Source organism: Flavobacterium pallidum (genome assembly GCF_003097535.1).
In the GTDB taxonomy this organism is placed as follows: domain Bacteria; phylum Bacteroidota; class Bacteroidia; order Flavobacteriales; family Flavobacteriaceae; genus Flavobacterium; species Flavobacterium pallidum.
The window spans coordinates 996,331-1,017,637 of record NZ_CP029187.1 but is presented as its reverse complement, the minus strand read 5'-3'; the positions used below and the strand labels follow the sequence as shown (position 1 = coordinate 1,017,637).

Here is a 21,307-nt window from a genome sequence, read left to right as displayed (position 1 = left end):
TAACACTTCTCTGAACATTATTTAATGTTTAACAGATTTTTCCTGCAATAAATCGATTTCGAAATTTTCAGTTTCCATTGATTCCACAACAATGCTTATCTTTGAGGCCAAATTCAAAATCATGCCATTATCCGACGGTAAGAAAATCTATTTTGCTTCCGACCAGCATTTTGGGGCACCAACCAGGGAACTCAGTTTCCCCCGGGAGCAAAAATTCGTGAAATGGCTCGATTCCGTTAAAACGGATGCGGGTGTCATCTTCCTTCTTGGTGACCTTTTTGATTTTTGGTTTGAATACAATACGGTCGTGCCGAAAGGATTCGTAAGAGTGCTCGGAAAACTCGCCGAAATACGAGACAGCGGCATCCCAATTTATTTTTTCGTAGGCAACCACGATCTGTGGATGCACAATTATTTCCAGGAAGAGTTGAACATTCCCGTGTACCACGACAACCAGGAATATACTTTTGGCGGAAAAACCTTCCTCATCGGCCATGGCGACGGCAAAGGCCCGGGTGACAAAGGTTATAAACGCATGAAAAAGGTGTTCACCAATCCGTTTTCCAAATGGTTGTACCGTTGGCTGCATCCGGATCTGGGCGTAAAATTGGCCCAATATCTTTCAGTAAAAAACAAATTGATTTCAGGGGATGCCGATGTAAAATTCCTGGGCGAGGACAATGAATGGCTCGTACTGTATGCGAAAAGGAAACTCGAGAAAAAACATTATGATTACTTTGTCTTCGGGCACAGGCATCTGCCAATGAAGCTTTCCGTCGGGGAAAATTCCGAATATGTGAACCTTGGCGACTGGATCGGGTATTTTACGTATGGCGTTTTTGACGGAGAAACCTTTGAGCTTGTGGAATATAAAGGTTAATTACCAATATCCTTAACCCGTAACTGCACGCTTACCGTTCCGTTCCACTGATTTTCATCAATGCAAAAAACCACATCGAACGGTTTCTTTTCTGAAGCCACATCAATTTTTTTGCCCAACCCGAAACCAATCGCCCCGAAACCCTCCGAATTTCCCTGTTTGAGAAACAGTTTTAAGTGCGATTCGTCATTGCCGAGTTTCTTCGCATAGCCGGTATCGGTGACATTCCGGCTTACGAAAACCGGTGCCATATTCATCGGGCCAAACGGTTCGAACTGTTTCAATATCCGGGTCAGCTTCGGCGTAATTTCCGAAAAATCGATTTCCGCGTCAATCCTGATTTCCGGCGTTAAAAGTTCCTGCGGAATCGTCGCACGCACACACTGCTCGAATGCGTTTTTGAAAGCGGCATAGTTTTCCTTTTTCAACGTCATGCCCGCCGCATATTTATGCCCTCCGAATTGCTCGAGGTGTTCCGCACAGTGTTCCAAAGCATCATACACGTCGAATCCGCTCACGGACCTCGCCGAAGCGGCATATTTTTCACCCGATTCCGTAAACACGATCGTCGGGCGGTAATAGGTTTCAATCAATCGTGACGCGACGATACCAATCACGCCTTTATGCCAGCTGTCTTTAAAAACCACTGTCGTAAAATGCTCCTGCTCGTTATTTTCCTCAATTTGTGCCAAAGCCTCCATTGTGATCTGCTTGTCGAGTTCCTTGCGGTCAGCGTTGTATTTTTCAATTTCCGAAGCGTATAAAACAGCCTGGTCAAAATCGGCTTCGGTCAATAATTCCACTGCATGGTTCCCGTGGCGGATCCTTCCCGCCGCATTGATCCTAGGGGCAAGAATGAACACCACATCGGTGATGTCGAGTTTTTGCTTTTTGGATAAATACACCAAAGCCTTGATCCCATTCCTCGGGAACGAATTGATCACCTGCAATCCGAAATGCGCCAAAATCCTGTTTTCGCCCGTAATCGGCACAATATCGGCGGCAATCGCCACAGCAACCAGGTCAAGGTACGGCAGCAAATCATCAATCGTTTGCCCGCGTTCGGCGCCGAGGGCCTGGATCAGCTTAAACCCGACCCCACAACCGCAAAGTTCATCATACGGATAATGGCAATCGGTTCTTTTCGGATCCAGAACCGCCACCGCATCAGGCAAAATATCGCCCGGGCGGTGGTGGTCGCAAATGATGAAATCGATGTTTTTTTCTTTTGCGTAAGCAACGTGATCGATGGATTTTATGCCGCAATCCAACGCAATAATCAGTGAAACGCCATTGTCATCGGCATAATCGATACCGGTGTACGAAATGCCGTAACCTTCCGCATAACGATCCGGAATGTACGTCGCCACATTCGGGTAAATGGTCTTTAAATACGAAGAAACCAACGAGACCGCCGTCGTGCCATCCACGTCATAATCCCCGAAAACCAGGATGTTCTCGCCGTTTTCAATCGCTTTTTCAATCCGTAAAACTGCCTTGTCCATGTCCTTCATCAGGTACGGATTGTGCAGGTCGTCGAGGCTTGGCCGGAAAAATTTCCGCGCATCTTCATAGGTTTCGATGCCGCGTTGTACCAGCAATCTTGCCACAAGCGGATCAATGTTCAAGGTTTGTGAAAGCGATTGTACCTTTTCAGGTTCGGGTGAGGGTTGGAGTGTCCAGCGCATAGAGTTGATTTGTATGGTGTATAAAGTGTGTTTCAAAAGTAGCATAAATCGGGAAATATTTTGTTTCTTACAACCACAATTTATTTCCAAAAAACCTTCACAATGGAACTTAAAGGACAAATCGTCGACATCCGCAACAAGCGCATATATCCCGGAATCGTCACCGTGAATGACGGCCGCATCATCTCGATCGTCGAAAAACGCCATTGGGAAAAGCAGTACATCATGCCCGGTTTCATCGATGCGCACATCCATATCGAAAGCTCGATGCTCGTGCCGTCCGAATTTGCAAGGCTTGCCGTCACGCACGGTACGGTCGCCACGATTTCCGATCCGCATGAAATTGCGAATGTCCTCGGCGCAAAAGGCGTGGAATATATGATTGAGAATGGTAAAAAAGTCCCATTTAAATTCCATTTCGGAGCGCCGTCGTGTGTGCCCGCCACGTCTTTTGAAACTGCCGGCGCCGTCATCGATTCGGAAGGGATTAAGGATCTGCTCGCTTCCGCAGATATTTATTACCTCGCCGAAATGATGAATTATCCCGGCGTGATTTACGACGATGCCGAAGTGCTGAAAAAAATCGCCTGGGCGAAACACTTCAACAAACCCGTTGACGGCCATGCTCCGGCGGTCACCGGCGATGGGTTGAAAAAGTACGTTAACGCCGGAGTCACCACTGACCATGAATGTTTTACGAGCAGGGAAGCGTTGGAGAAACTGGCGCTCGGCATGAAAATCATCATCAGGGAAGGCAGCGCCGCGAAGAATTTTGAGGCTTTGGTGTATTTGCTTTCGAAGCATTATGAGAATATGATGTTCTGCTCTGATGACAAACATCCCGATGACCTGATTGTCGGGCACATCAACGAATTGTGCGCGCGTGCCGTTTCAAAAGGCATCGATGTGTTCAAGGTGTTGCAGGCGGCGTGCCTCAACCCGATAGACCATTATAAAATCCCTGTCGGTTCCCTGCGGGAAAACGACCCCGCCGATTTCATTGTCGTTGAAGATCTGATTGATTTTAATGTACTGCAAACCTACATCAACGGGCAGCTTGTCGCTGAGAACGACCAATCATTTATCGACAGGGTGGTATTTTCAAAACCAAATAATTTTAAGGCTGCGGCAAAAAAACCATCCGATTTTGAGGTTTCCGGTTCGGGTGGCAACATCCGTGTGATCGAAGCTTTGGAAGGGCAGTTAATTACGAATGAACTGCACCTGAAACCATTATTAAAAGATGGCAAAATCATTTCGGACACCCAAAACGACATCCTGAAAATCGTCGTTGTGAACCGTTATGAAAAAAATGCGAAGCCAGCCGTAGCCTTTATCAAAAACTTCGGATTCAAGAAGGGAGCGATTGCGAGTTCCGTCGCGCATGATTGCCACAACATCGTTGCCATTGGTGTTTCCGACGAGGAAATCTGCAGCGCCGTGAACCTCATCATTGAAAACAAAGGCGGCGTTTGTGCGGTAGAAAAGAAAATCCAGAACATACTACCACTCCCCATCGCAGGCATCATCAGCGACCTTGACGGTTGGGAAACAGGTAAAAGATACCAGGAAATCGACAAACTGGCGAAAAGTTTCGGCTGTCGATTGAACGCTCCGTTTATGACGTTGTCGTTTATGGCTTTACTCGTAATTCCGGATTTGAAATTATCGGATAAGGGTTTGTTTAGTGGGAGTAAGTTTGAGTTTGTGGGGTTGGGGGTGGGCTAGAGAAAAGACCACTGCGCTGAAAGATTGTGTTACTGGAAGTGAGGGAAATTTAAAATAAAAAACTAGTAACTGCTTAAACTCTATTAGTAGAAATTTTTTATTTGGATCCAAATATTTTTCTAAATTCAATTTCCGTGTCAGCAATTAATTTTGGTAATTCTTCATCTTTAGTTTTTTCGATTAATAAAAGAACCTCTTTAAATTCTTCTATTCTATCATTCGAAATTTCGTTAAACTGTTTACTTACAATTCCTAAATAGTTTCCGTTTTCATCAAAATGTTCGTCAGATTTAATAATTAAAGCTAGTGCAGATTTTGTATGACACAAAAATAATTTATCTATTACATTTTCAATTTTAGGAACAAGAACTTTAGGTATAAAAATTCTATTTTCTTTGAAATGCCTTTGAGTTTGAAAAATTAAATTTGTTAAAGGCGCAACAACTCGATTTTTATGTTGCTTTGAAAACTTAACATCATCTTTAATTATGCCATAAAATTCATTTATTAATTCTTCCGTTTTCATAAGATTTGAATAAATTAATTTTAATGTTTCAAATTGTTCGTTTTGAAGTTTGGTATATTTTTGATTTTCAAGAATTAGCTTGCTTTTTAATCTCTCTGAATCAGCGTCGAACATTTTTTTGATAAATTCTTTAACAAACCAAAGGATCGAACCTGTTAAGGCTGCAACTGAAAATAAAATTGCTATAATTTCTTTTAACATAGTACACTTGCAAAATTTCCGCTAAATCATAAACACCACCCTAATCTTGATTCTTGACTCTTGATTCTTTCCTCTCCACCTTCCCCCCAACAACCACAACAATTTCCCCTTTCGGAGCTTTAACTTCAAAATGCTTCAGGACCTCACTAGTGGTTCCCCTCACATTTTCCTCGTGAAGCTTCGACAATTCCCGCGACACACAAACCGGCCTGTCTTCCCCGAAATACTGCACGAATTCCGCTAAAGTCTTCACCAGTTTATGCGGTGACACATAAAAAATCATCGTGCGTGCTTCTTCCGCTAATGCTAAAAACCTTGTCTGCCTTCCTTTCTTTTCCGGTAAAAATCCTTCGAAGATAAAACGGTCATTAGGCAATCCACTGTTTACTAAAGCCGGTACGAAAGCTGTGGCTCCGGGCAGACATTCCACATCAATCCCGTTTTCGACACAGGCGCGTGTCAGTAAAAAACCAGGATCGGAAATCGCTGGCGTGCCTGCATCAGAAATCAGGGCGATGGTCTCACCGCCTTTAAGCCGTGCCACAAGATTTTCCACGGTTTTGTGCTCGTTGTGCATGTGGTGGCTGTGCATGTGCGTGGCGATTTCGAAATGCTTCATGAGTTTGCCGCTGGTACGCGTGTCTTCCGCTAAAATGAGGTCGGATTCCTTTAATACGCGGATCGCGCGGAAGGTCATGTCTTCGAGGTTGCCGATCGGTGTCGGAACGATGTATAATTTGCCCATATAAAAGAAAACCACGGCTTCCCGTGGTTATAAAATCAGTTGAATTTTCGCTCTATAATATCCATGAACCGCTGTGCGTAATCATCTTTTCCGTCCCAATTGTTGTAATCGGGCTTGACCATATCCTCGATAAAATCACGGGCTTCGTCAAACGAATCAAACGTGCTGAGTTGCGACACTACGCGATTCATGTCTTCGCTGCTGCCCCCGAAAAGGTGCTTCTCAAATCCCACGCGGTCGTTTAACCCGAAGGTAAACGAACGCAGCGGCTTGTCGGTTGCGGGTTGTACGGGTTCGTATGTCGGTTCTGGCAGTTTTTCCTCTGTAGGCGTTTCTTCTTCTTCCGGCTCGTCTTCAAGAACTTCTTCGTTTCCTGTGTCTGTTGTTTCTTCCGTGTCCACCTCGTTCGATTCCTCTGCGGGCGCAGGTTTTTCTTCCTCTTCTATAGCCGCAGCGGTTTCCTCAACAGCTGCTTGTTCCTTCTTGTCACTCACTTTCTCAAAAACCGGTTCGGTATAATTGCCTAAGAAATCCTCAAACGAAATTTGATTTTTTGGAGTTTCCTTCGGCGCGTCTTGTTTCTTTTCAAATTCAAGGTCGAAGGAAGGTTGTTCTTCTGCTTTCGTTTCGCTTTGGATAGATTCATCTTCGGATGTTAGAGCTTCCTCTTCCGGAGTTTCTTCACCATTTGCGATGTCTTTATTTTCGTCAGCTGGCTCGTCCTCGATAGCTACTAGCGCTTCTTCTGCAACTTCCGGATTGGATTCATGCTCTTCGTCCGTGGCTTCGGCTTCCTGTTCTGGATTTTGAGGTTCCGATATGGCTTCCGTTTGTGTTTGCTGTTCCGGAGTGTTTTCTGCGGAAGCATTGTCGTCATGATTTTCTGCGGAAGCGTCTTGTTGTTGATCAAAAACAACCTGCAACGCCCCGGTTACTTCCTGATGCCCAATCGTAGGTTTGGCATCGGCAAAATGATTTTCGACAAACTTAAGGACGGCTAATTTTTCATAAAGCTGCTGCGTTTCAAGGTAAAGTTGGTCGAGTTCTGATTTATTCTTGAGTTTCAGGATCCGGTGTGCGATGCTGATCAGGTCAGCCTCCAGCTTTTTTTTCATAGTTTTCGGAGATAAGGAATTTGGCGTGTGGTATTAAAAATTAACTTCTTCAGGGTGATATTTCGCAAACGAAAGAAGTCAGCGTCATAAAATTTTTCTACATTTGAAACCGGACAAACCAAAGAAAAATATTTCGTTTGTTCGTGTTACAAAGTAATAAAAACTATTCATTTTTACGGGCAGAAAAATAAAAAATGTTTCTCGAAAACACAGTAAACCATAAAGAGCAATTTGGCTGGATCGAAGTAATCTGCGGTTCGATGTTTTCAGGGAAGACCGAAGAGTTGATACGCCGCCTCAAACGTGCGCAATTCGCCCAACAGAAAGTAGAAATCTTCAAACCCGCCATCGATACGCGTTACCATGACGAAATGGTGGTGTCGCACGACAGCAACGAAATCCGTTCGACTCCGGTCCCCGCCGCGGCCAACATCCGCCTTTTGGCGCAGGGTTGCGAAGTGGTCGGAATCGATGAGGCACAGTTTTTTGACGATGAGATCATCAGCGTATGCAATGATCTGGCCAATTCCGGAATCCGTGTGATTGTTGCCGGACTCGATATGGATTTTAAAGGCAATCCTTTCGGGCCGATGCCGGCCCTGATGGCCACTGCCGAATATGTGACCAAAGTGCATGCCGTGTGTACCAGAACCGGAAACCTCGCCCATTACAGCTTCCGCAAAACCGACAGCGACAAACTCGTCATGCTTGGCGAAACTGAAGAATACGAGCCGTTAAGCCGTGCGGCTTATTATAATGCGATGCATAACCATGCCGAAAAGGAAGAATTCCAGGAACGGAACGAACGCAACAAGACCGATTCGATTCTTTGACTTTTTCTTTGGCTAAAACCAAAAAAGCGTGACGCTTACACTCCCAAATATCATCCCGATCCTGAATGCCAAAACCAATGGCAAGCCGGAAAATTTTGAAATCGATTCGGTGTCCATAGACAGCCGCTCATTGCAGAATGGTGCCGGCACCTTGTTTTTTGCCATTGCCGGACCCAATTATGACGCGCACAGTTACATCAGCAACCTGATTGAAAACGGCGTGCGGAATTTCGTCGTGACGCACATTCCCGAAAATCTTGAAGGAAAAGCATATTTCATCATAGTAGAAAATACGCTCGACGCGCTGCAGCAATTTGCGGCCTGGTATCGCGGATTGTTTCATTTTCCGGTAATCGGGATTACGGGCAGCAACGGAAAAACAATCGTGAAGGAATGGCTGAATTTCCTGCTTGGCCCGGATTACAACATTATCAGAAGCCCGAAAAGTTATAACTCGCAGGTAGGTGTACCGCTTTCGGTGGTGTCGATTAACGAGAACCATAATTTAGGGATTTTTGAAGCCGGGATTTCCACGGTCAATGAAATGGTGAAATTGGAGCCGATTATCCGCCCGACGATCGGGCTGCTCACGAATATAGGATCAGCGCATGACGAAGGCTTTTCGAATTTAGGCGAAAAGATTAAGGAAAAACTGAAATTGTTTACGCACTCGGACATCCTGATCTGTCATAAGAATAAAACCGTCGAAGCATTCCTGAGCCAAAAAGTGACCACGTTTACGTGGAGCTGCAAAGACGAATCCGCCGATGTATTTATTGGCAAAAAACCGATGGTCGACAAAACCGTTCTGAAAATCCGCCACAACGGCCAGGTATTCGAAATCAAGATTCCGTTCCAGGATGACGCTTCGATTGAAAATGCGATCCAGTGTTTGATGGTTTTGCTCCATTTCGGCTATTCCCATGAAACGATTGAACAACGCATGGAATTGCTGTATCCGGTGGAAATGCGGCTCAAGGTTAAAAACGGTATCAACAACACCACTTTGATTGATGACAGTTACAGTTCCGATTTCCAGTCGCTGAAAATTGCACTGGATTTTCTCGAAAGCCAAAAACAATACAAGAAAAAAACGCTGATTTTGTCCGATATTTTCCAAAGTGGATTGGACACTGACGAACTGTACTCAAAGGTTTCCCAATTGGTGATTTCGAATAAGATCCAGCGCGTGATCGGTATTGGCGAAACGATTTCGGCCTATAAGAATAAATTTGCGAATTGCATCACTTTCAAGGATACAGAAGGATTCATCGATGCTTTCGACACGCTGTCTTTCGGAAATGAAACCATCCTGATTAAAGGCGCGCGTACCTTTGAATTTGAGCGGATCGTGCTGTTATTGGAAGAAAAGACGCATGAAACGGTTTTGGAAATCAACCTGAACGCGATCAGCCACAACCTGAATTTTTTTAAATCCAAGCTAAAACCAGCAACCAAAATGATGGTCATGGTCAAGGCTTTCGGTTATGGAAACGGCGGTTTTGAAATTGCGAAACTGCTCGAACACCACCATGTGGATTACCTTGGCGTGGCTTTCGCAGACGAAGGTATTTCATTGAAATCGGCTGGAATCAAATTGCCGATTATGGTCCTGAATCCTGAAACGACGAGCTTTCAATCGATTATTCAGCACGAACTAGAACCAGAAATTTACAGCATCAAAGGACTCAAATCCTTTTTACAAATTGCAAAACAGCGAAAACTCGAGCAATTCCCAATCCACATCAAAATCGACACCGGCATGCACCGACTCGGTTTCGAGGAAAATAATATGGACGAACTCATTGCCATTTTAAAGGAAAACAAGTCCGTCAAAGTGAAAAGCATCCTGTCACACATGGCTACAAGCGATGATGTAAGCTTTAAGGATTTTGCGCTTTCGCAGATTACACGCTTCGAAAAACTATCGGCTAAGTTGATGACCGGACTGCAAATCCATCCCATCCGTCACATGCTCAATACCTCGGGCATTACGAATTTCCCCGACGCACAATACGATATGGTACGGCTTGGCATCGGGCTTTACGGCATTTCTAATGATGCCGAGGAACAGAAACAACTCGAAAACGTAGGCACATTAAAATCGGTCATTTCGCAAATCCGCACCATTCCCGAAGGCGACAGCGTGGGCTACGGCAGAAGATTTATTGCTGACAAACCCACAAAAATCGCCACGATTCCCATTGGGTACGCTGACGGCATTTCGCGCGGCTGGGGCAATGAAAAAGGGTTCGTGACTATAAAAAACAAAAAAGCCCCTATACTGGGCAGCGTCTGCATGGATATGCTGATGGTGGATATCAGTAACATTTCCTGCAAGGAAGGTGACCGCGTCGTGATTTTTGGCGAAAGCCCAACGGTCAATGAGATAGCAAAAGCATTGGGGACAATCCCTTACGAAATCCTGACCGGCATTTCGCAGCGCGTGAAGCGGGTTTTTTACAGGGAATAAACAAAAACAAAAAATCAATTTTAAATTCCAATGGTACTGGCAACGTGAAATTGGATTTGAGTTTCGGAACTTTTAATGAACTAAAATTCCTATAATCGTTAAATTTACCTAACTTAGATTTGAAAACAATTAAAAATTTATAACTATGGGATTTTTCAATGATTTTAAGGCTTCCCTGATGAAGGGAGATGTGCTGAGCCTCGCTACTGCGGTAGTGATCGGTGCAGCTTTTGGAAAAATTGTAAGCTCGGCGGTAGATGACATCATCATGCCGATAGTAGGCCTTGTTACCGGCGGGATCGATTTCACACAGAAGTTCATTACGCTCGACGGCAAATCATATGCCACGCTCACAGAGGCAAAAACTGCGGGAGCTGCCGTGATTACTTATGGTAATTTCGTACAGGCGGTGATCAACTTTGTGATTATTGCATTCTTTATTTTTGTCGTTTTAAGGGCTGCTGAAAAAACCCGTAAAAAAGAAGCTGCTGCCCCTGCCGCGCCGCCAGCGCCAACCAATGAGGAAAAATTACTCATGGAAATCCGCGATGCGATTCGCAACAAATAGTAACCGTACGCTACACTATATATTCTAACTTAAACCACGCCGATAAGCGTGGTTTTTCTTTTTCTGACAAATCTTCTAACGAAGAAATATATTACTTTTGCAAAGCAAAAAATAAATATTATGAGAGTTGCTGTTGTTGGCGCTACCGGAATGGTTGGCGAAGTGATGCTGAAAGTATTAAAGGAAAGGAATTTCCCTGTAACCGAATTGATTCCCGTAGCCTCGGAGAAATCCGTCGGGAAGGAAATTGAATTCAACGGGCAACACTATAAAGTGGTTGGCATGCAGACAGCCGTCGATATGAAAGCCGATATCGCATTATTTTCCGCCGGAGGCGACACATCAAGGGAATGGGCACCAAAATTTGCAGCCGCAGGAACGACCGTCATCGACAATTCTTCCGCATGGCGGATGGACCCGACAAAAAAACTTGTCGTACCGGAAATCAACGCGCATCTTTTGACAAAAGAAGATAAAATCATCGCAAACCCCAACTGCTCGACGATACAAATGGTGCTGGTTTTAGCACCTTTGCATGCAAAATACAATATCAAAAGAATCATCGTTTCGACGTACCAATCCATTACCGGCACAGGCGTTAAAGCTGTGCAGCAACTGGAAAACGAATATGCCGGCGTGAATGGGGAAATGGCTTATAAATATGCCATCCACCGGAATGCCATCCCGCAATGTGATATTTTTGAAGACAACGGCTACACTAAGGAAGAGATGAAACTCGTTCGCGAAACCCGCAAGATTATCGGAGACGACAACATCAATGTGACAGCAACCGCCGTCCGTGTGCCGATTGTCGGTGGGCATAGCGAAGCCGTGAATGTAGAATTTACAAATGACTTCGATGTCAGTGAAGTGCGCAGTATTTTGCACAATACTTCTGGTGTGGTTGTGCAGGATAATACCGATACTTACACCTATCCGATGCCGAAATTCGCACAAGGAAAAGACGAGGTTTTTGTAGGCAGGATCCGCCGTGATGAGAGTCAGCCAAACACGTTGAACATGTGGATCGTTGCTGATAATTTACGTAAAGGTGCCGCTACGAATACCGTCCAGATTGCGGAATATTTGGTAAAAAACAATCTGGTCTAACGATTTTAAGCTTACGATACAAAAGCCATTTCTTACAAATCTGTTAAACAAAGATGGTTTTTGCTTTTTATGGATACCTTTGCAACGATGAAAAAAAGGCTTGTTTTCCTGAATGTATTTTTCGCCCTGTCGATGTTGGCGGCCATCGTGTCGCAGTCGGTGCATGAAATGGCGCATTACGCCGAATTCAAAAAGGAAAGACATTGCCTCCACGGGGAACAAAGCAGCGAGAACTTTTCGCATGAACACGTAAGCCTGGACCACTGCCACATTTGTGATTTTGTTTTTGCAAATTTCACCACACCTGAAATTTTCAGTTTTCAGATGCAAAAGCCGGTTTTTACAGCCGACAAACCTTTCTCACAAAATCGCGAAATCACGCAGTTTTTCCGCGGAAGCCTTTTCGCGCTCCGGGGACCTCCCGCTTTAGTGTAAATTGAATTAGAAATTCGGCAATTAGAAAATGAGATATTGAATTGTAGTGATTCAGCATCTCCGGTTTTATCTAATTATCTGATTTTCACATTACCTCATTACAATTTTACACTAAATCATTTCCAATGAAAAAAATATTACTGGCCCTCTTACTGGGGTCGCCTCTATTGAATTTTGCCCAGAATAAATTATCGGGCGTTGTTACAGATAGTATCAATCAGCCACTGAAGGGCGTTTCGGTGTTTTTGCCGGACGTTCATAAAAGTGCCATCACCAATGAATCGGGCGTGTATACTTTAAACAACCTGCCTTCGGGAAATGTAAAAATTTCGTTTTCATTTGTCGGATATAACACCGAAAACAAATCGGTTTTGCTCAATCCGGGTGAAAATCTGCTCAACATTACACTACTCCAATCTGAATTTAAGATGGATGAAGTCGTCGTTTCAACGGTTTTTAATAAACTGCAATCGCAGAATGTCATGAAGGTGGAGCACAGCAATGTAAGGCAATTGCAACATAAAGGCGCAGTTACGTTAGTCGAAGGCATTGCCACGATTCCGGGCGTTTCACAAATTTCCACGGGAACGTCCATTGGGAAACCCGTCATTCGTGGATTGAGCGGCAACCGGGTTTTGGTATATTCCCAGGGCGTACGGCTCGAAAACCAGCAATTTGGAGATGAGCACGGTTTGGGCTTAAATGATTCGGGAGTAGAAAGTGTTGAAGTCATCAAAGGCCCGGCATCACTGCTTTATGGCTCCGATGCGTTGGGTGGCGTACTGTATTTCAATCCTGAAAAATTTGCTGCCGCCAATGCGTTCAAGGCTGATTTCGGGCAACGTTTTTTCTCTAATACTTTGGGCAGCAGCACTACGTTAGGCTTAAAGACTTCGACGGAAAACCTCAAATTCCTCGCACGCGGAAATTATACGACACAGTCCGATTATGCAGTCCCAAATGGCGATAAAGTGACCAACACACGTTATAACGAAAAGGATTTCAAAACCGGCATCGGATTCAGCAATGACAATTATTCCGGTGTTTTAAGGTACAATTTCAATGCGCTTTCGCTCGGTATTCCAGAAGACGGCATTGCGGAACAAACCAACAGCAAAACGCCGGATTATCCGCGTCAAAGCGTTTATAACCATTTGCTGAGCCTGAACAACACGTTGTTTTTCGGGAATTCAAAACTGGATTTGGATTTGGGATACATCTCAAATACCAGGAACGAATTCGAGGAAAACGCCACGCCGGATCTTAAAATGCAGCTCAATACCTTCAATTATGATGCGAAATACCATTTGCCAAAAACAGGAAAATGGGAAAGCATTCTTGGGATTCAGGGCATGCACCAATCCAATACCAATAAAGCGTCAGAATTCCTGATTCCCGATGCAGTAACCAATGACATCGGTTTTTTCGGTACCACCAATTATGAATGGAAATCGAACGTAATACAAGCCGGATTGCGATATGACAACCGTAAAATCAGCAGCGATGCGCACGGGATTACAGGAACGGAAGGGTCCTTTGAAGCGGTTCACCGTTCGTTCGACAGCTTTAATGCGGCTTTGGGATACAAAACAAATTTTGGCAAACCGGTGACGCTTCGGCTGAATGTGGCTTCGGGCTTTCGTGCGCCTAATCTGGCCGAACTCGCTTCGAACGGCGTACATGAAGGGACCAACCGCTACGAAATCGGAAATTCAGATTTAAAAACGGAACAAAACCTGCAAACCGACTTAAACCTGGAATACAACAACGATCATTTTGAATTCTTCGTCAATGGTTTTTACAACTTCGTGAACCACTACATTTTCACTTCGCCTACGGCAGAACAAATTGACGGCTATGATGTATTTCGGTACGTACAGGATGATGCGGCCTTATACGGCGGCGAAATCGGGCTGCACATCCATCCGCATCCGCTGGACTGGCTGCATTATGAAACGAGTTTTGAAATGGTCAATGGCAAGCGAAAAGATGGCGATTATTTACCGTTGATCCCGGCGAACAACTGGAACAATACGTTACGCGGTGAATTCAACCTTAAAAATTTCGCTGATGGTTACGCGTCACTAAATGTTTCGCATACTTTTAACCAATCTCATGTCGGGACTTTTGAAACGGAATCCGATGGCTATACTTTGGTCAACCTGGCTTTGGGTGGAAAAGTAATATTCGGGAAAACGGCGTTCGACATCAGTTTAAACGGCAACAATATTTTCGATGAGAAATACATCGCCCATTTATCAAGGCTGAAAACCGATGGCATCCCGAATATCGGAAGGAATATTATTTTAGGCGTAAACTTTAATTTATAGGTACAGGGTGCAAGTTACAGGGTACAGGAAAAACCTTGTACCCTGAACCCTGCGCCTTAAAACCTGTTGTCTCCATCAAGGAGATTGCCCAGTCCGCCGAGAAGGCTGCCTTCTTCACGGCTGTTTCCGCCCGATCTTGGCGCTGAGGCGATGATCCTGTCTGCAAGTCTGCTGAAGGGCAGCGATTGCACATAAACCGTTCCCGGACCGCGCAAAGTGGCAAAGAATAAACCTTCCCCGCCAAATAAGGAATTTTTAATGCCGCCGATGAACTCGATGTCATAATCAATGTCTTTTGTAAACCCGACGATACAACCGGTATCGACTTTCAGGATTTCGTTGACCATCAATTCTTTTTTGGCCAAAGTCCCGCCGGAATGTACAAATGCCATGCCGTCGCCTTCGAGTTTTTGCATGATAAAGCCTTCACCGCCGAACAATCCCGTACCGAGTTTTTTCGAAAATTCAATCCCAACAGAAACGCCTTTGGCCGCACACAGGAAAGAATCCTTCTGGCAGATAAATTTTCCCTGGAACTGGCGCAGATCAATCGGGATTATTTTTCCGGGATAAGGCGACGCGAAGCTTACTTTGGCCTTGCCGAAATTGTTGTTGGCATATGCCGTCATGAAAAGGCTTTCGCCTGTCAGCATTCTTTTTCCGGCGGAAAGCAGTTTGCCGAAAAGCCCGGATTGCTGCTGTGAGCCGTCCCCGAAGATGGTTTCCATCTGTATGCCGTTGTCCATCATCATGAAGCTCCCGGCTTCAGCGACCACAATTTCCTGCGGATCGAGTTCTATTTCAACGTATTGCATTTCTTCACCATAAATATGGTAATCGATTTCGTGTGCCTGCATGATTATTTATTTTTTGATTATGCTAAAGTTAGTAGGTTTTTGCCGCGATTGGTTACAAATCGATCTGATCAATCAAGGAATTAACGGTTGTTCTGATAATTTTTGGAAATTTTCACCAGTGTAAACATCTGATAAATAAAAAATTAATTATATTTTTACCATATCCACAACATTTTAAACTCCCAATAATATGAATTCACAGTTTACAAAAATCGTCAGAATCCTACTCGCACTGATCTTAATCGCTTTTGGCCTTAACAAATTACTCCCTACGCCGTTTATTCCGCTTCCCGCACTGCCCGAAAAGGCCATGGATTTTATGACCTCCCTCGGAGAAACCGGTTACGTATTGAAACTCGTAGGTGTTATGGAAATTATTATCGGGATATTGCTGATCCTTAAAAAATGGGTTCCTTTCGCACTGATATTGCTCGTTCCCATTTCCTTTAACATATTGCTTTTCCACTTATTTTTAGATGCTTCAGGCATCGCCGGAGCCATTGTGGTTGCGGTACTTAACGGCATCCTGATTTATAAACACTGGAAAGCCTACAAGCCGCTTTTTAACTAATTCTGCATCTATTTTTACCTATTTTTGTGCAACCAAAATATCAATCAATGAAAAAAACATTTTTAATGATGGTTGCCACATCTGCCATTGCGGCCAATGCCCAGGAAAAGCCTGCTTACCCGACTACCGAAAAAGGGAAGGTCGTTGACAATTATTTCGATACGCCGGTAAGCGATCCTTACCGCTGGCTTGAAGACGACCGCTCAGAGAAAACCGCCGAATGGGTGAAGAAGGAAAATGAAGTCACCTTTGATTATTTATCGAAAATCCCTTTCCGCGATGCGATACGCGACAGGATGGAAAAACTGTGGAATTACGAAAAGATATCCGCACCTTCCAAAGAGGGAAATTATACCTATTACTATAAAAATAACGGCCTGCAGAACCAAAGCGTCTTGTACCGCAAGGACAAAAACGGCAAAGAAGAGGTTTTCCTTGATCCGAATACCTTTTCGAAAGACGGCACCACGTCGCTTGTGACGGTTGCTTTTTCAAAAGACGGTTCGCTGGCGGCCTATTCTGTTTCCGAAGCCGGAAGCGACTGGAACAAGATTACCGTCATTGATGCCGTGACCAAAAAGAAGCTGGAAGACGAACTCGTCGACGTAAAATTCAGCGGCATTTCCTGGCTTGGTACGCGCGGCTTTTATTATTCGAGTTACCAAAAACCGAAAGGCAGCGAATTGTCGGCCATGACAGACCAGCACAGGCTGTACTTCCATCAATTGGGCAAGGTGCAAAAAGAGGACAGGATTGTTTTCGGTGAAAAGGAAAAAAGGCGCTATGTCGGCGGGAGCGTTACTGAAGATGAAAAGTACCTGATCATCAGCTCAGCAAATTCTACGTCAGGGAATGAGCTTTACATCCAGGACATCAGCAGCCCGAATAATCCGATTCTACCGATCATTACCGGATTCGACACCGATACCGACTACCTGTACAACACCAACTCGCAATTGTACCTTACCACGAACCTCAACGCGCCCAATAAAAAAGTAGTCGTTGTGGATATAAAATCACCGCAGCAGCAATATTGGAAAAACCTCATCGCGCAGTCTGAGTTCGTACTTTCGCCTTCTACGGGATCGGGCTATATTTTTGCCAATTATATGAAGGACGCGATCACCGTCATCAGGCAATATGGCTTTGACGGCAAGATGATCCGCAATGTGGAATTGCCCGGTTTGGGCACGGCGAGCGGTTTTGGCGGAAAGGAAAAAGACACCGAATTGTATTATTCATTTACCAATTACACCACTGCGGGAACAATTTACTCCTTTAACCCGAAAACCGGTGAATCAAAAGTTTATGACAAGCCGAAAATCGATTTTGATGCGGATAAATTCGAGTCAAAACAGGTTTTCTATAAATCCAAAGACGGCACGAACGTCCCGATGATCATCACCTATAAAAAAGGCACACAGTTAAACGGCAAAAACCCGACGATGCTGTATGCTTATGGCGGATTCAACATCAGCCTGACGCCTGCTTTCAGCATTTCAAATGCAGTATGGCTTGAAATGGGTGGTGTGTATGCCGTCGCCAATCTTCGCGGTGGCGGGGAATACGGCAAGCAATGGCACGACGACGGCACCAAGATGAAAAAGCAAAATGTCTTTGACGATTTTATCGCTGCTGCAGAATACCTGATTGCCCAAAAATACACCTCTTCAGCATTCCTTGCGATAAGAGGCGGCTCCAACGGCGGGCTGCTTGTGGGCGCGACCATGACCCAACGCCCTGACCTGATAAAAGTAGCGTTGCCGGCCGTCGGCGTGATGGACATGCTGCGTTACCATACCTTCACTGCCGGTGCGGGCTGGGCTTATGATTATGGCACGGCTCAGGATTCGAAGGAAATGTTCAGTTACCTGAAAAAATATTCTCCGGTGCACAACGTGAAAGAAGGCGTGAAATATCCGGCCACATTAGTCACTACGGGCGACCACGATGACCGTGTTGTTCCGGCGCACAGCTTTAAATTTGCCGCCGAACTCCAGGCCAAGCAGGCAGGCAAAAATCCGGTACTGATCAGGATTGAGATCAACGCGGGCCACGGTGCCGGTAAACCGGTTTCAAAAACCATACAGGAAGCCGCGGACATCCAGGCGTTCACGCTGTTCAATATGGGTGTGAAACCGTCGTTTAAATAGCAACGGCTATCAATTGGGTTAATGAGTTTCAAAGTAACAAAATTATAAAAGCGTCCTGTATCGGGGCGCTTTTTTAGTTAGCCTGAAAAAAACTTTAAAACGTGCTATTGCAGAAAATACCCAAAAGTGATCGATCCATACACAAATCCTTTTACGCCATCATTTTTCGGTTCTTTGCCGCGGTAAACAAAGACATAGGCCAGGTCCCATTTGCCTTTGCGGTATTTCAGGCCGGCTTCGGCATTGAAGCGGAACGGCACCACATCATAAGTTACCGGGCTGTTGTCGCTGAACATGCTGCCCTGGATTGTCGCATCATACAATTGGTAGTTAAGATGCGGCGCAAGGAAAAGGTAAAATTCGTTTTGTTTACCGAAAGCATCCTTGTCCTTATCAATCGAGGCATGATGCATATTCGACTGGAACATCGGCAGCAGCGGCTTCAGGCTCAGCCTTGACAAAATCCCAATGGAAATGCCCGAATTTACCGTTCCCGCCTTCACTTCTGCGGAAGCGTGGAAATCATTGTAAGGACTGCTTAAGGAGTTCAGGATTTTATGCGAATAAGAAGCATTCAATTGCAACGCAAGCGCATTTTTAATCTGGTGTTCCCAGCCTTCCACGGCTACATATCCGAAGGTATTGTGGAAGAATTCCTGCATTTCCTGTCCAAAAGCATTCGGGCCTACGAAGCCTGCCTGAAAATCCAGTTTCAACACCGACTCGTTCTGGTAAAACGTATGCATGCCATAACTGCCGAACAAATAACCTGCAAATGGCCTGTCGTTCCTTTTGATATCTGCAGCGCGGATGTTGTAAGGATTGTAAATGTATTGCCCGATGCGGAATTCGTTGATCCTTTTATGAATCTTTTCGGTTTGCTTTTGACCAAGATATTTGTAAAAAATCTCAAATCCGTTGGTGTAGTAACGGTCGCTTACGGTAGAGACATACAGGTCATTGTCCAGCACCAAACCCAGTTCCGACGGGTTTTTTTGGCTATAGCCACTATATGAAACAAAAAAGATTGCTGCAAAAAACAGCCTTTTAATAATCGAGTTTCCCAACATAACGCATGTGATTGATGATGCGGCTTTTCCTTCTTTCGGTTTTAGACGAAGAATTGCTGGCCTTGAATTTCCTTGGATTGGGTAAAATTGCGGCGATTCCGGCAGCATCGCGTTTGGTGAGATTGTCGGCTTTCTTTTTATACCAAAATTGTGACGCGGCTTCCACGCCGTAAATCCCGTCACCCATTTCGATGCTGTTGAGATAGACTTCCATGATGCGTTCCTTTCCCCAGATCAGTTCTATCAATACCGTAAAGTAGGCCTCAAAGCCTTTCCTGATGTAACTGCGCCCCTGCCAAAGGAACACGTTTTTAGCGGTTTGCTGCGAAATGGTGCTGCCGCCGCGCAGTTTTTTTCCCTTATCATTGTTCTTCATCGCTTTTCTCATGGCGTTAAAATCAAAACCGTTGTGTTTCAGGAAAGTGGCGTCTTCACTGGCAATGACAGCCTTTTGCATATTGATCGAAATCTCCCCGATAGGAACCCAGTCGTGCTTGCAGACCATTTCCTTCCCATCGCATTTCTGCTCAATGCTGCGCGTAACCATCAGCGGGGTAAATGGCACCGGGACCCATTTGAACACAATCACTGAAAAAATACTGAGCCCAAAAAACCATAGCATCGCCTTCAACAGGAAGCGCATCACTTTACGCAGGCGTGTTTGTTTCTTTGGGGACGTTTTTTCGGTTGCCGGTTTTGCCGGTTTTCGTTTTGTAACTTTTGTTGCCATCTATACTAAATCTGCTAATTCTTTTCCGACAAGTGAACCGATTGCCACGCCCATGCCGCCAAGGCGTACGCCACAATACACCCGTTCCGACAATCGCGAAACGATAGGGTTCTTGCTGGCGCCCATACCCATGATGCCACTCCAGCGGTGTTCGATCCTGAAATCGCGGCCGGGCAAAATTACTTCTTTCAGCAGTTGTTCCAAACGATTTTGGATTTTTTCGGTCAGGCCGAATTCGGTTGTGGTTTCGCCATCAAAATCCAGGTTCCTTCCGCCACCGAACAATATCCGTTCCCCGATATTCCTGAAATAATAATAGCCTTTATCGAGATGGAAAGTCCCGCGGATGTCGAGGCCTGGGATTGGCGCTGTAATGAGCACCTGTGCACGTGCTGGTTTTACCTCGCCGCCGGTAATACCGGAAGCGAAACCATTGGTGGCAAACAATAGCTTTTGAGTAAGGAAACTGAAATCGCCCAACACCACTTCAACGCCAGCGGTTTTTTCATGATAAGCTGTGACAGTTTGTTGGTTCAGGATCAGAATGTTTTCGGAAATGGCTTGTTTTAAAAGGGCCTGCATCATGTTCCCGGTATCGATCTGGGCTTCAAAAGGATTGAAGAACAGGTATTCATTGGTTTGCTGAAATCCGAAACGATCGACTTCCTTTGAAAAGACATCGGACCTGAAAATGGGTTTCAGGATCTCATTGATGAATGGCATCCTGGATTGGGCTTCTGCAAATCCGTTGTTGTCGTCTTTCAGGAATAATTCGTATCCGCCATAAGGCTTAAAGTCGATTTGGCTGTCGCCGAGCCTTTTACGAAGCAATTGCAATCCTTCCCATCTTCTTCGTATAAGGTTGATGACTTCTTCCTCAGCGTGGTTCCTCAAATCATCGATAATTTCCGAAAGGCTCCCGAAGCACGCAAAACCGGCATTTTTCGTGCTTGCGCCCTGTGGCAGCATGCCTTTTTCGAGCACAAGGATTTTACTTTCAGGGAAACGTTCTCGAAGGTGCAGTGCTGCGTGGATGCCGACGATGCCACTTCCTACAATGGTATAATCCACATTTGTAAACCAATTTTTGATTTCCCAGTAACTGAGGTCCATTCGCTTAAAATTTTTATAAAAATAGTTTTTTTACCATCGACTCAAGGCAAATGCAGCATTAAAATTCGTACAGGCAAATCTGTAAAAACGCATATCAATTGTTAAATAAATAACTTTTGTTGAAAATTTTGTTATAAAATTTATTTTTGAAGTGATTTTAAATTTTATATTTGGCTTGTTA

The 21,307-nt window shown here is 44.8% G+C and carries 18 protein-coding genes; 10 read left to right on the top strand and 8 right to left on the bottom strand.

Features of this window, described 5'->3' with window-relative positions; genetic code table 11:
• The first annotated feature begins 121 nt into the window (after nucleotides 1-121).
• Nucleotides 122-880: a UDP-2,3-diacylglucosamine diphosphatase gene (locus HYN49_RS04195; protein ID WP_108902954.1), complete on the top strand. Its 759-nt coding sequence runs from the start codon at nucleotides 122-124 to the stop codon at nucleotides 878-880.
• On the opposite strand, the gene recJ is transcribed toward HYN49_RS04195, so the two are convergent.
• Complete coding sequence (gene recJ, locus HYN49_RS04190) at nucleotides 877-2,568, bottom strand: single-stranded-DNA-specific exonuclease RecJ (RefSeq protein WP_108902953.1); 1,692 nt, start codon at nucleotides 2,566-2,568, stop codon at nucleotides 877-879. The genes HYN49_RS04195 and recJ overlap by 4 nt on opposite strands.
• A 102-nt stretch (nucleotides 2,569-2,670) precedes the next feature.
• On the opposite strand from recJ, the gene ade reads away from it, so the two are divergent.
• Nucleotides 2,671-4,296, top strand: a complete 1,626-nt coding sequence (ade, locus tag HYN49_RS04185; RefSeq protein ID WP_108902952.1) for an adenine deaminase — start codon at nucleotides 2,671-2,673, stop codon at nucleotides 4,294-4,296.
• Between the two features lie 97 nt (nucleotides 4,297-4,393).
• Here ade and HYN49_RS04180 read toward each other — a convergent pair whose 3' ends face one another.
• Genes HYN49_RS04180 through HYN49_RS04170 form a run of 3 tightly spaced genes read right to left on the bottom strand, consistent with a single transcriptional unit; the run spans nucleotide 4,394 to nucleotide 6,883 of the window.
• A complete protein-coding gene (locus tag HYN49_RS04180) occupies nucleotides 4,394-5,023 on the bottom strand; it encodes a hypothetical protein (protein ID WP_108902951.1) in 630 nt (209 codons plus the stop codon).
• Between the two features lie 40 nt (nucleotides 5,024-5,063).
• A complete protein-coding gene (gene rsmI, locus HYN49_RS04175) occupies nucleotides 5,064-5,768 on the bottom strand; it encodes a 16S rRNA (cytidine(1402)-2'-O)-methyltransferase (RefSeq protein ID WP_108902950.1) in 705 nt (234 codons plus the stop codon).
• 35 nt (nucleotides 5,769-5,803) lie between these two features.
• Entirely contained in the window at nucleotides 5,804-6,883 is a 1,080-nt protein-coding gene (locus HYN49_RS04170) for a hypothetical protein (RefSeq protein WP_108902949.1), read from the bottom strand.
• A 194-nt stretch (nucleotides 6,884-7,077) separates the two neighbouring features.
• On the opposite strand from HYN49_RS04170, the gene HYN49_RS04165 reads away from it, so the two are divergent.
• The 6 genes from HYN49_RS04165 (at nucleotide 7,078) to HYN49_RS04140 (ending at nucleotide 14,632) form a co-directional block, all read left to right on the top strand.
• A complete protein-coding gene (locus HYN49_RS04165) occupies nucleotides 7,078-7,716 on the top strand; it encodes a thymidine kinase (protein WP_108902948.1) in 639 nt (212 codons plus the stop codon).
• Nucleotides 7,717-7,744: 28 nt separating this feature from the next.
• Nucleotides 7,745-10,189 (top strand): bifunctional UDP-N-acetylmuramoyl-tripeptide:D-alanyl-D-alanine ligase/alanine racemase, encoded by a 2,445-nt coding sequence (locus HYN49_RS04160; RefSeq protein WP_108902947.1) that lies wholly within the window; start codon nucleotides 7,745-7,747, stop codon nucleotides 10,187-10,189.
• 145 nt (nucleotides 10,190-10,334) lie between these two features.
• The gene (mscL, locus tag HYN49_RS04155) at nucleotides 10,335-10,757 is read left to right on the top strand and encodes a large conductance mechanosensitive channel protein MscL (RefSeq protein ID WP_108902946.1); all 423 of its coding nucleotides are present in this window, start codon (nucleotides 10,335-10,337) and stop codon (nucleotides 10,755-10,757) included.
• 120 nt (nucleotides 10,758-10,877) lie between these two features.
• On the top strand, nucleotides 10,878-11,867 hold the full coding sequence (locus tag HYN49_RS04150; protein ID WP_108902945.1) for an aspartate-semialdehyde dehydrogenase: 990 nt from the start codon (nucleotides 10,878-10,880) through the stop codon (nucleotides 11,865-11,867).
• Nucleotides 11,868-11,954: 87 nt separating this feature from the next.
• Nucleotides 11,955-12,302, top strand: coding sequence for a hypothetical protein (locus tag HYN49_RS04145; RefSeq protein ID WP_146185049.1), 348 nt, complete (start codon nucleotides 11,955-11,957; stop codon nucleotides 12,300-12,302).
• A gap of 125 nt (nucleotides 12,303-12,427) precedes the next feature.
• The gene (locus tag HYN49_RS04140; protein ID WP_108902943.1) at nucleotides 12,428-14,632 is read left to right on the top strand and encodes a TonB-dependent receptor; all 2,205 of its coding nucleotides are present in this window, start codon (nucleotides 12,428-12,430) and stop codon (nucleotides 14,630-14,632) included.
• Nucleotides 14,633-14,688: 56 nt separating this feature from the next.
• On the opposite strand, the gene HYN49_RS04135 is transcribed toward HYN49_RS04140, so the two are convergent.
• Nucleotides 14,689-15,489 carry a TIGR00266 family protein gene (locus tag HYN49_RS04135; RefSeq protein WP_108902942.1) on the bottom strand — a complete coding sequence of 267 codons (801 nt, stop codon included), beginning with the start codon at nucleotides 15,487-15,489 and terminating at the stop codon, nucleotides 14,689-14,691.
• Between the two features lie 190 nt (nucleotides 15,490-15,679).
• Between HYN49_RS04135 and HYN49_RS04130 the strand changes: the two genes are divergently transcribed.
• Together HYN49_RS04130 and HYN49_RS04125 are read left to right on the top strand one after the other, a co-directional pair.
• Nucleotides 15,680-16,060, top strand: coding sequence for a DoxX family membrane protein (locus HYN49_RS04130; protein WP_108902941.1), 381 nt, complete (start codon nucleotides 15,680-15,682; stop codon nucleotides 16,058-16,060).
• A 47-nt stretch (nucleotides 16,061-16,107) separates the two neighbouring features.
• Nucleotides 16,108-18,213 (top strand): prolyl oligopeptidase family serine peptidase, encoded by a 2,106-nt coding sequence (locus tag HYN49_RS04125; RefSeq protein WP_108902940.1) that lies wholly within the window; start codon nucleotides 16,108-16,110, stop codon nucleotides 18,211-18,213.
• Between the two features lie 104 nt (nucleotides 18,214-18,317).
• Here the strand turns inward: HYN49_RS04125 and HYN49_RS04120 are convergent, their stop codons facing one another.
• Genes HYN49_RS04120 through HYN49_RS04110 form a run of 3 tightly spaced genes read right to left on the bottom strand, consistent with a single transcriptional unit; the run spans nucleotide 18,318 to nucleotide 21,126 of the window.
• Nucleotides 18,318-19,283, bottom strand: a complete 966-nt coding sequence (locus tag HYN49_RS04120; RefSeq protein WP_108902939.1) for a lipid A deacylase LpxR family protein — start codon at nucleotides 19,281-19,283, stop codon at nucleotides 18,318-18,320.
• Nucleotides 19,261-20,013 carry a monofunctional biosynthetic peptidoglycan transglycosylase gene (mtgA, locus tag HYN49_RS04115; RefSeq protein ID WP_108902938.1) on the bottom strand — a complete coding sequence of 251 codons (753 nt, stop codon included), beginning with the start codon at nucleotides 20,011-20,013 and terminating at the stop codon, nucleotides 19,261-19,263. The genes HYN49_RS04120 and mtgA overlap by 23 nt, the downstream gene beginning before the upstream one ends.
• Nucleotides 20,014-21,126 carry an NAD(P)/FAD-dependent oxidoreductase gene (locus HYN49_RS04110; protein WP_108902937.1) on the bottom strand — a complete coding sequence of 371 codons (1,113 nt, stop codon included), beginning with the start codon at nucleotides 21,124-21,126 and terminating at the stop codon, nucleotides 20,014-20,016.
• Between the last annotated feature and the right edge of the window lie 181 nt (nucleotides 21,127-21,307).

What these genes read in the sequence shown, in the direction of transcription:
- HYN49_RS04195 (WP_108902954.1), top strand. Translation starts at nt 122, where the DNA reads ATGCCATTATCCGACGGTAAGAAAATCTATTTTGCTTCCGACCAGCAT.
- recJ (WP_108902953.1), bottom strand. Translation starts at nt 2,568, where the DNA reads ATGCGCTGGACACTCCAACCCTCACCCGAACCTGAAAAGGTACAATCG.
- ade (WP_108902952.1), top strand. Translation starts at nt 2,671, where the DNA reads ATGGAACTTAAAGGACAAATCGTCGACATCCGCAACAAGCGCATATAT.
- HYN49_RS04180 (WP_108902951.1), bottom strand. Translation starts at nt 5,023, where the DNA reads ATGTTAAAAGAAATTATAGCAATTTTATTTTCAGTTGCAGCCTTAACA.
- rsmI (WP_108902950.1), bottom strand. Translation starts at nt 5,768, where the DNA reads ATGGGCAAATTATACATCGTTCCGACACCGATCGGCAACCTCGAAGAC.
- HYN49_RS04170 (WP_108902949.1), bottom strand. Translation starts at nt 6,883, where the DNA reads ATGAAAAAAAAGCTGGAGGCTGACCTGATCAGCATCGCACACCGGATC.
- HYN49_RS04165 (WP_108902948.1), top strand. Translation starts at nt 7,078, where the DNA reads ATGTTTCTCGAAAACACAGTAAACCATAAAGAGCAATTTGGCTGGATC.
- mscL (WP_108902946.1), top strand. Translation starts at nt 10,335, where the DNA reads ATGGGATTTTTCAATGATTTTAAGGCTTCCCTGATGAAGGGAGATGTG.
- HYN49_RS04150 (WP_108902945.1), top strand. Translation starts at nt 10,878, where the DNA reads ATGAGAGTTGCTGTTGTTGGCGCTACCGGAATGGTTGGCGAAGTGATG.
- HYN49_RS04145 (WP_146185049.1), top strand. Translation starts at nt 11,955, where the DNA reads ATGAAAAAAAGGCTTGTTTTCCTGAATGTATTTTTCGCCCTGTCGATG.
- HYN49_RS04140 (WP_108902943.1), top strand. Translation starts at nt 12,428, where the DNA reads ATGAAAAAAATATTACTGGCCCTCTTACTGGGGTCGCCTCTATTGAAT.
- HYN49_RS04135 (WP_108902942.1), bottom strand. Translation starts at nt 15,489, where the DNA reads ATGCAGGCACACGAAATCGATTACCATATTTATGGTGAAGAAATGCAA.
- HYN49_RS04130 (WP_108902941.1), top strand. Translation starts at nt 15,680, where the DNA reads ATGAATTCACAGTTTACAAAAATCGTCAGAATCCTACTCGCACTGATC.
- HYN49_RS04125 (WP_108902940.1), top strand. Translation starts at nt 16,108, where the DNA reads ATGAAAAAAACATTTTTAATGATGGTTGCCACATCTGCCATTGCGGCC.
- HYN49_RS04120 (WP_108902939.1), bottom strand. Translation starts at nt 19,283, where the DNA reads ATGTTGGGAAACTCGATTATTAAAAGGCTGTTTTTTGCAGCAATCTTT.
- mtgA (WP_108902938.1), bottom strand. Translation starts at nt 20,013, where the DNA reads ATGGCAACAAAAGTTACAAAACGAAAACCGGCAAAACCGGCAACCGAA.
- HYN49_RS04110 (WP_108902937.1), bottom strand. Translation starts at nt 21,126, where the DNA reads ATGGACCTCAGTTACTGGGAAATCAAAAATTGGTTTACAAATGTGGAT.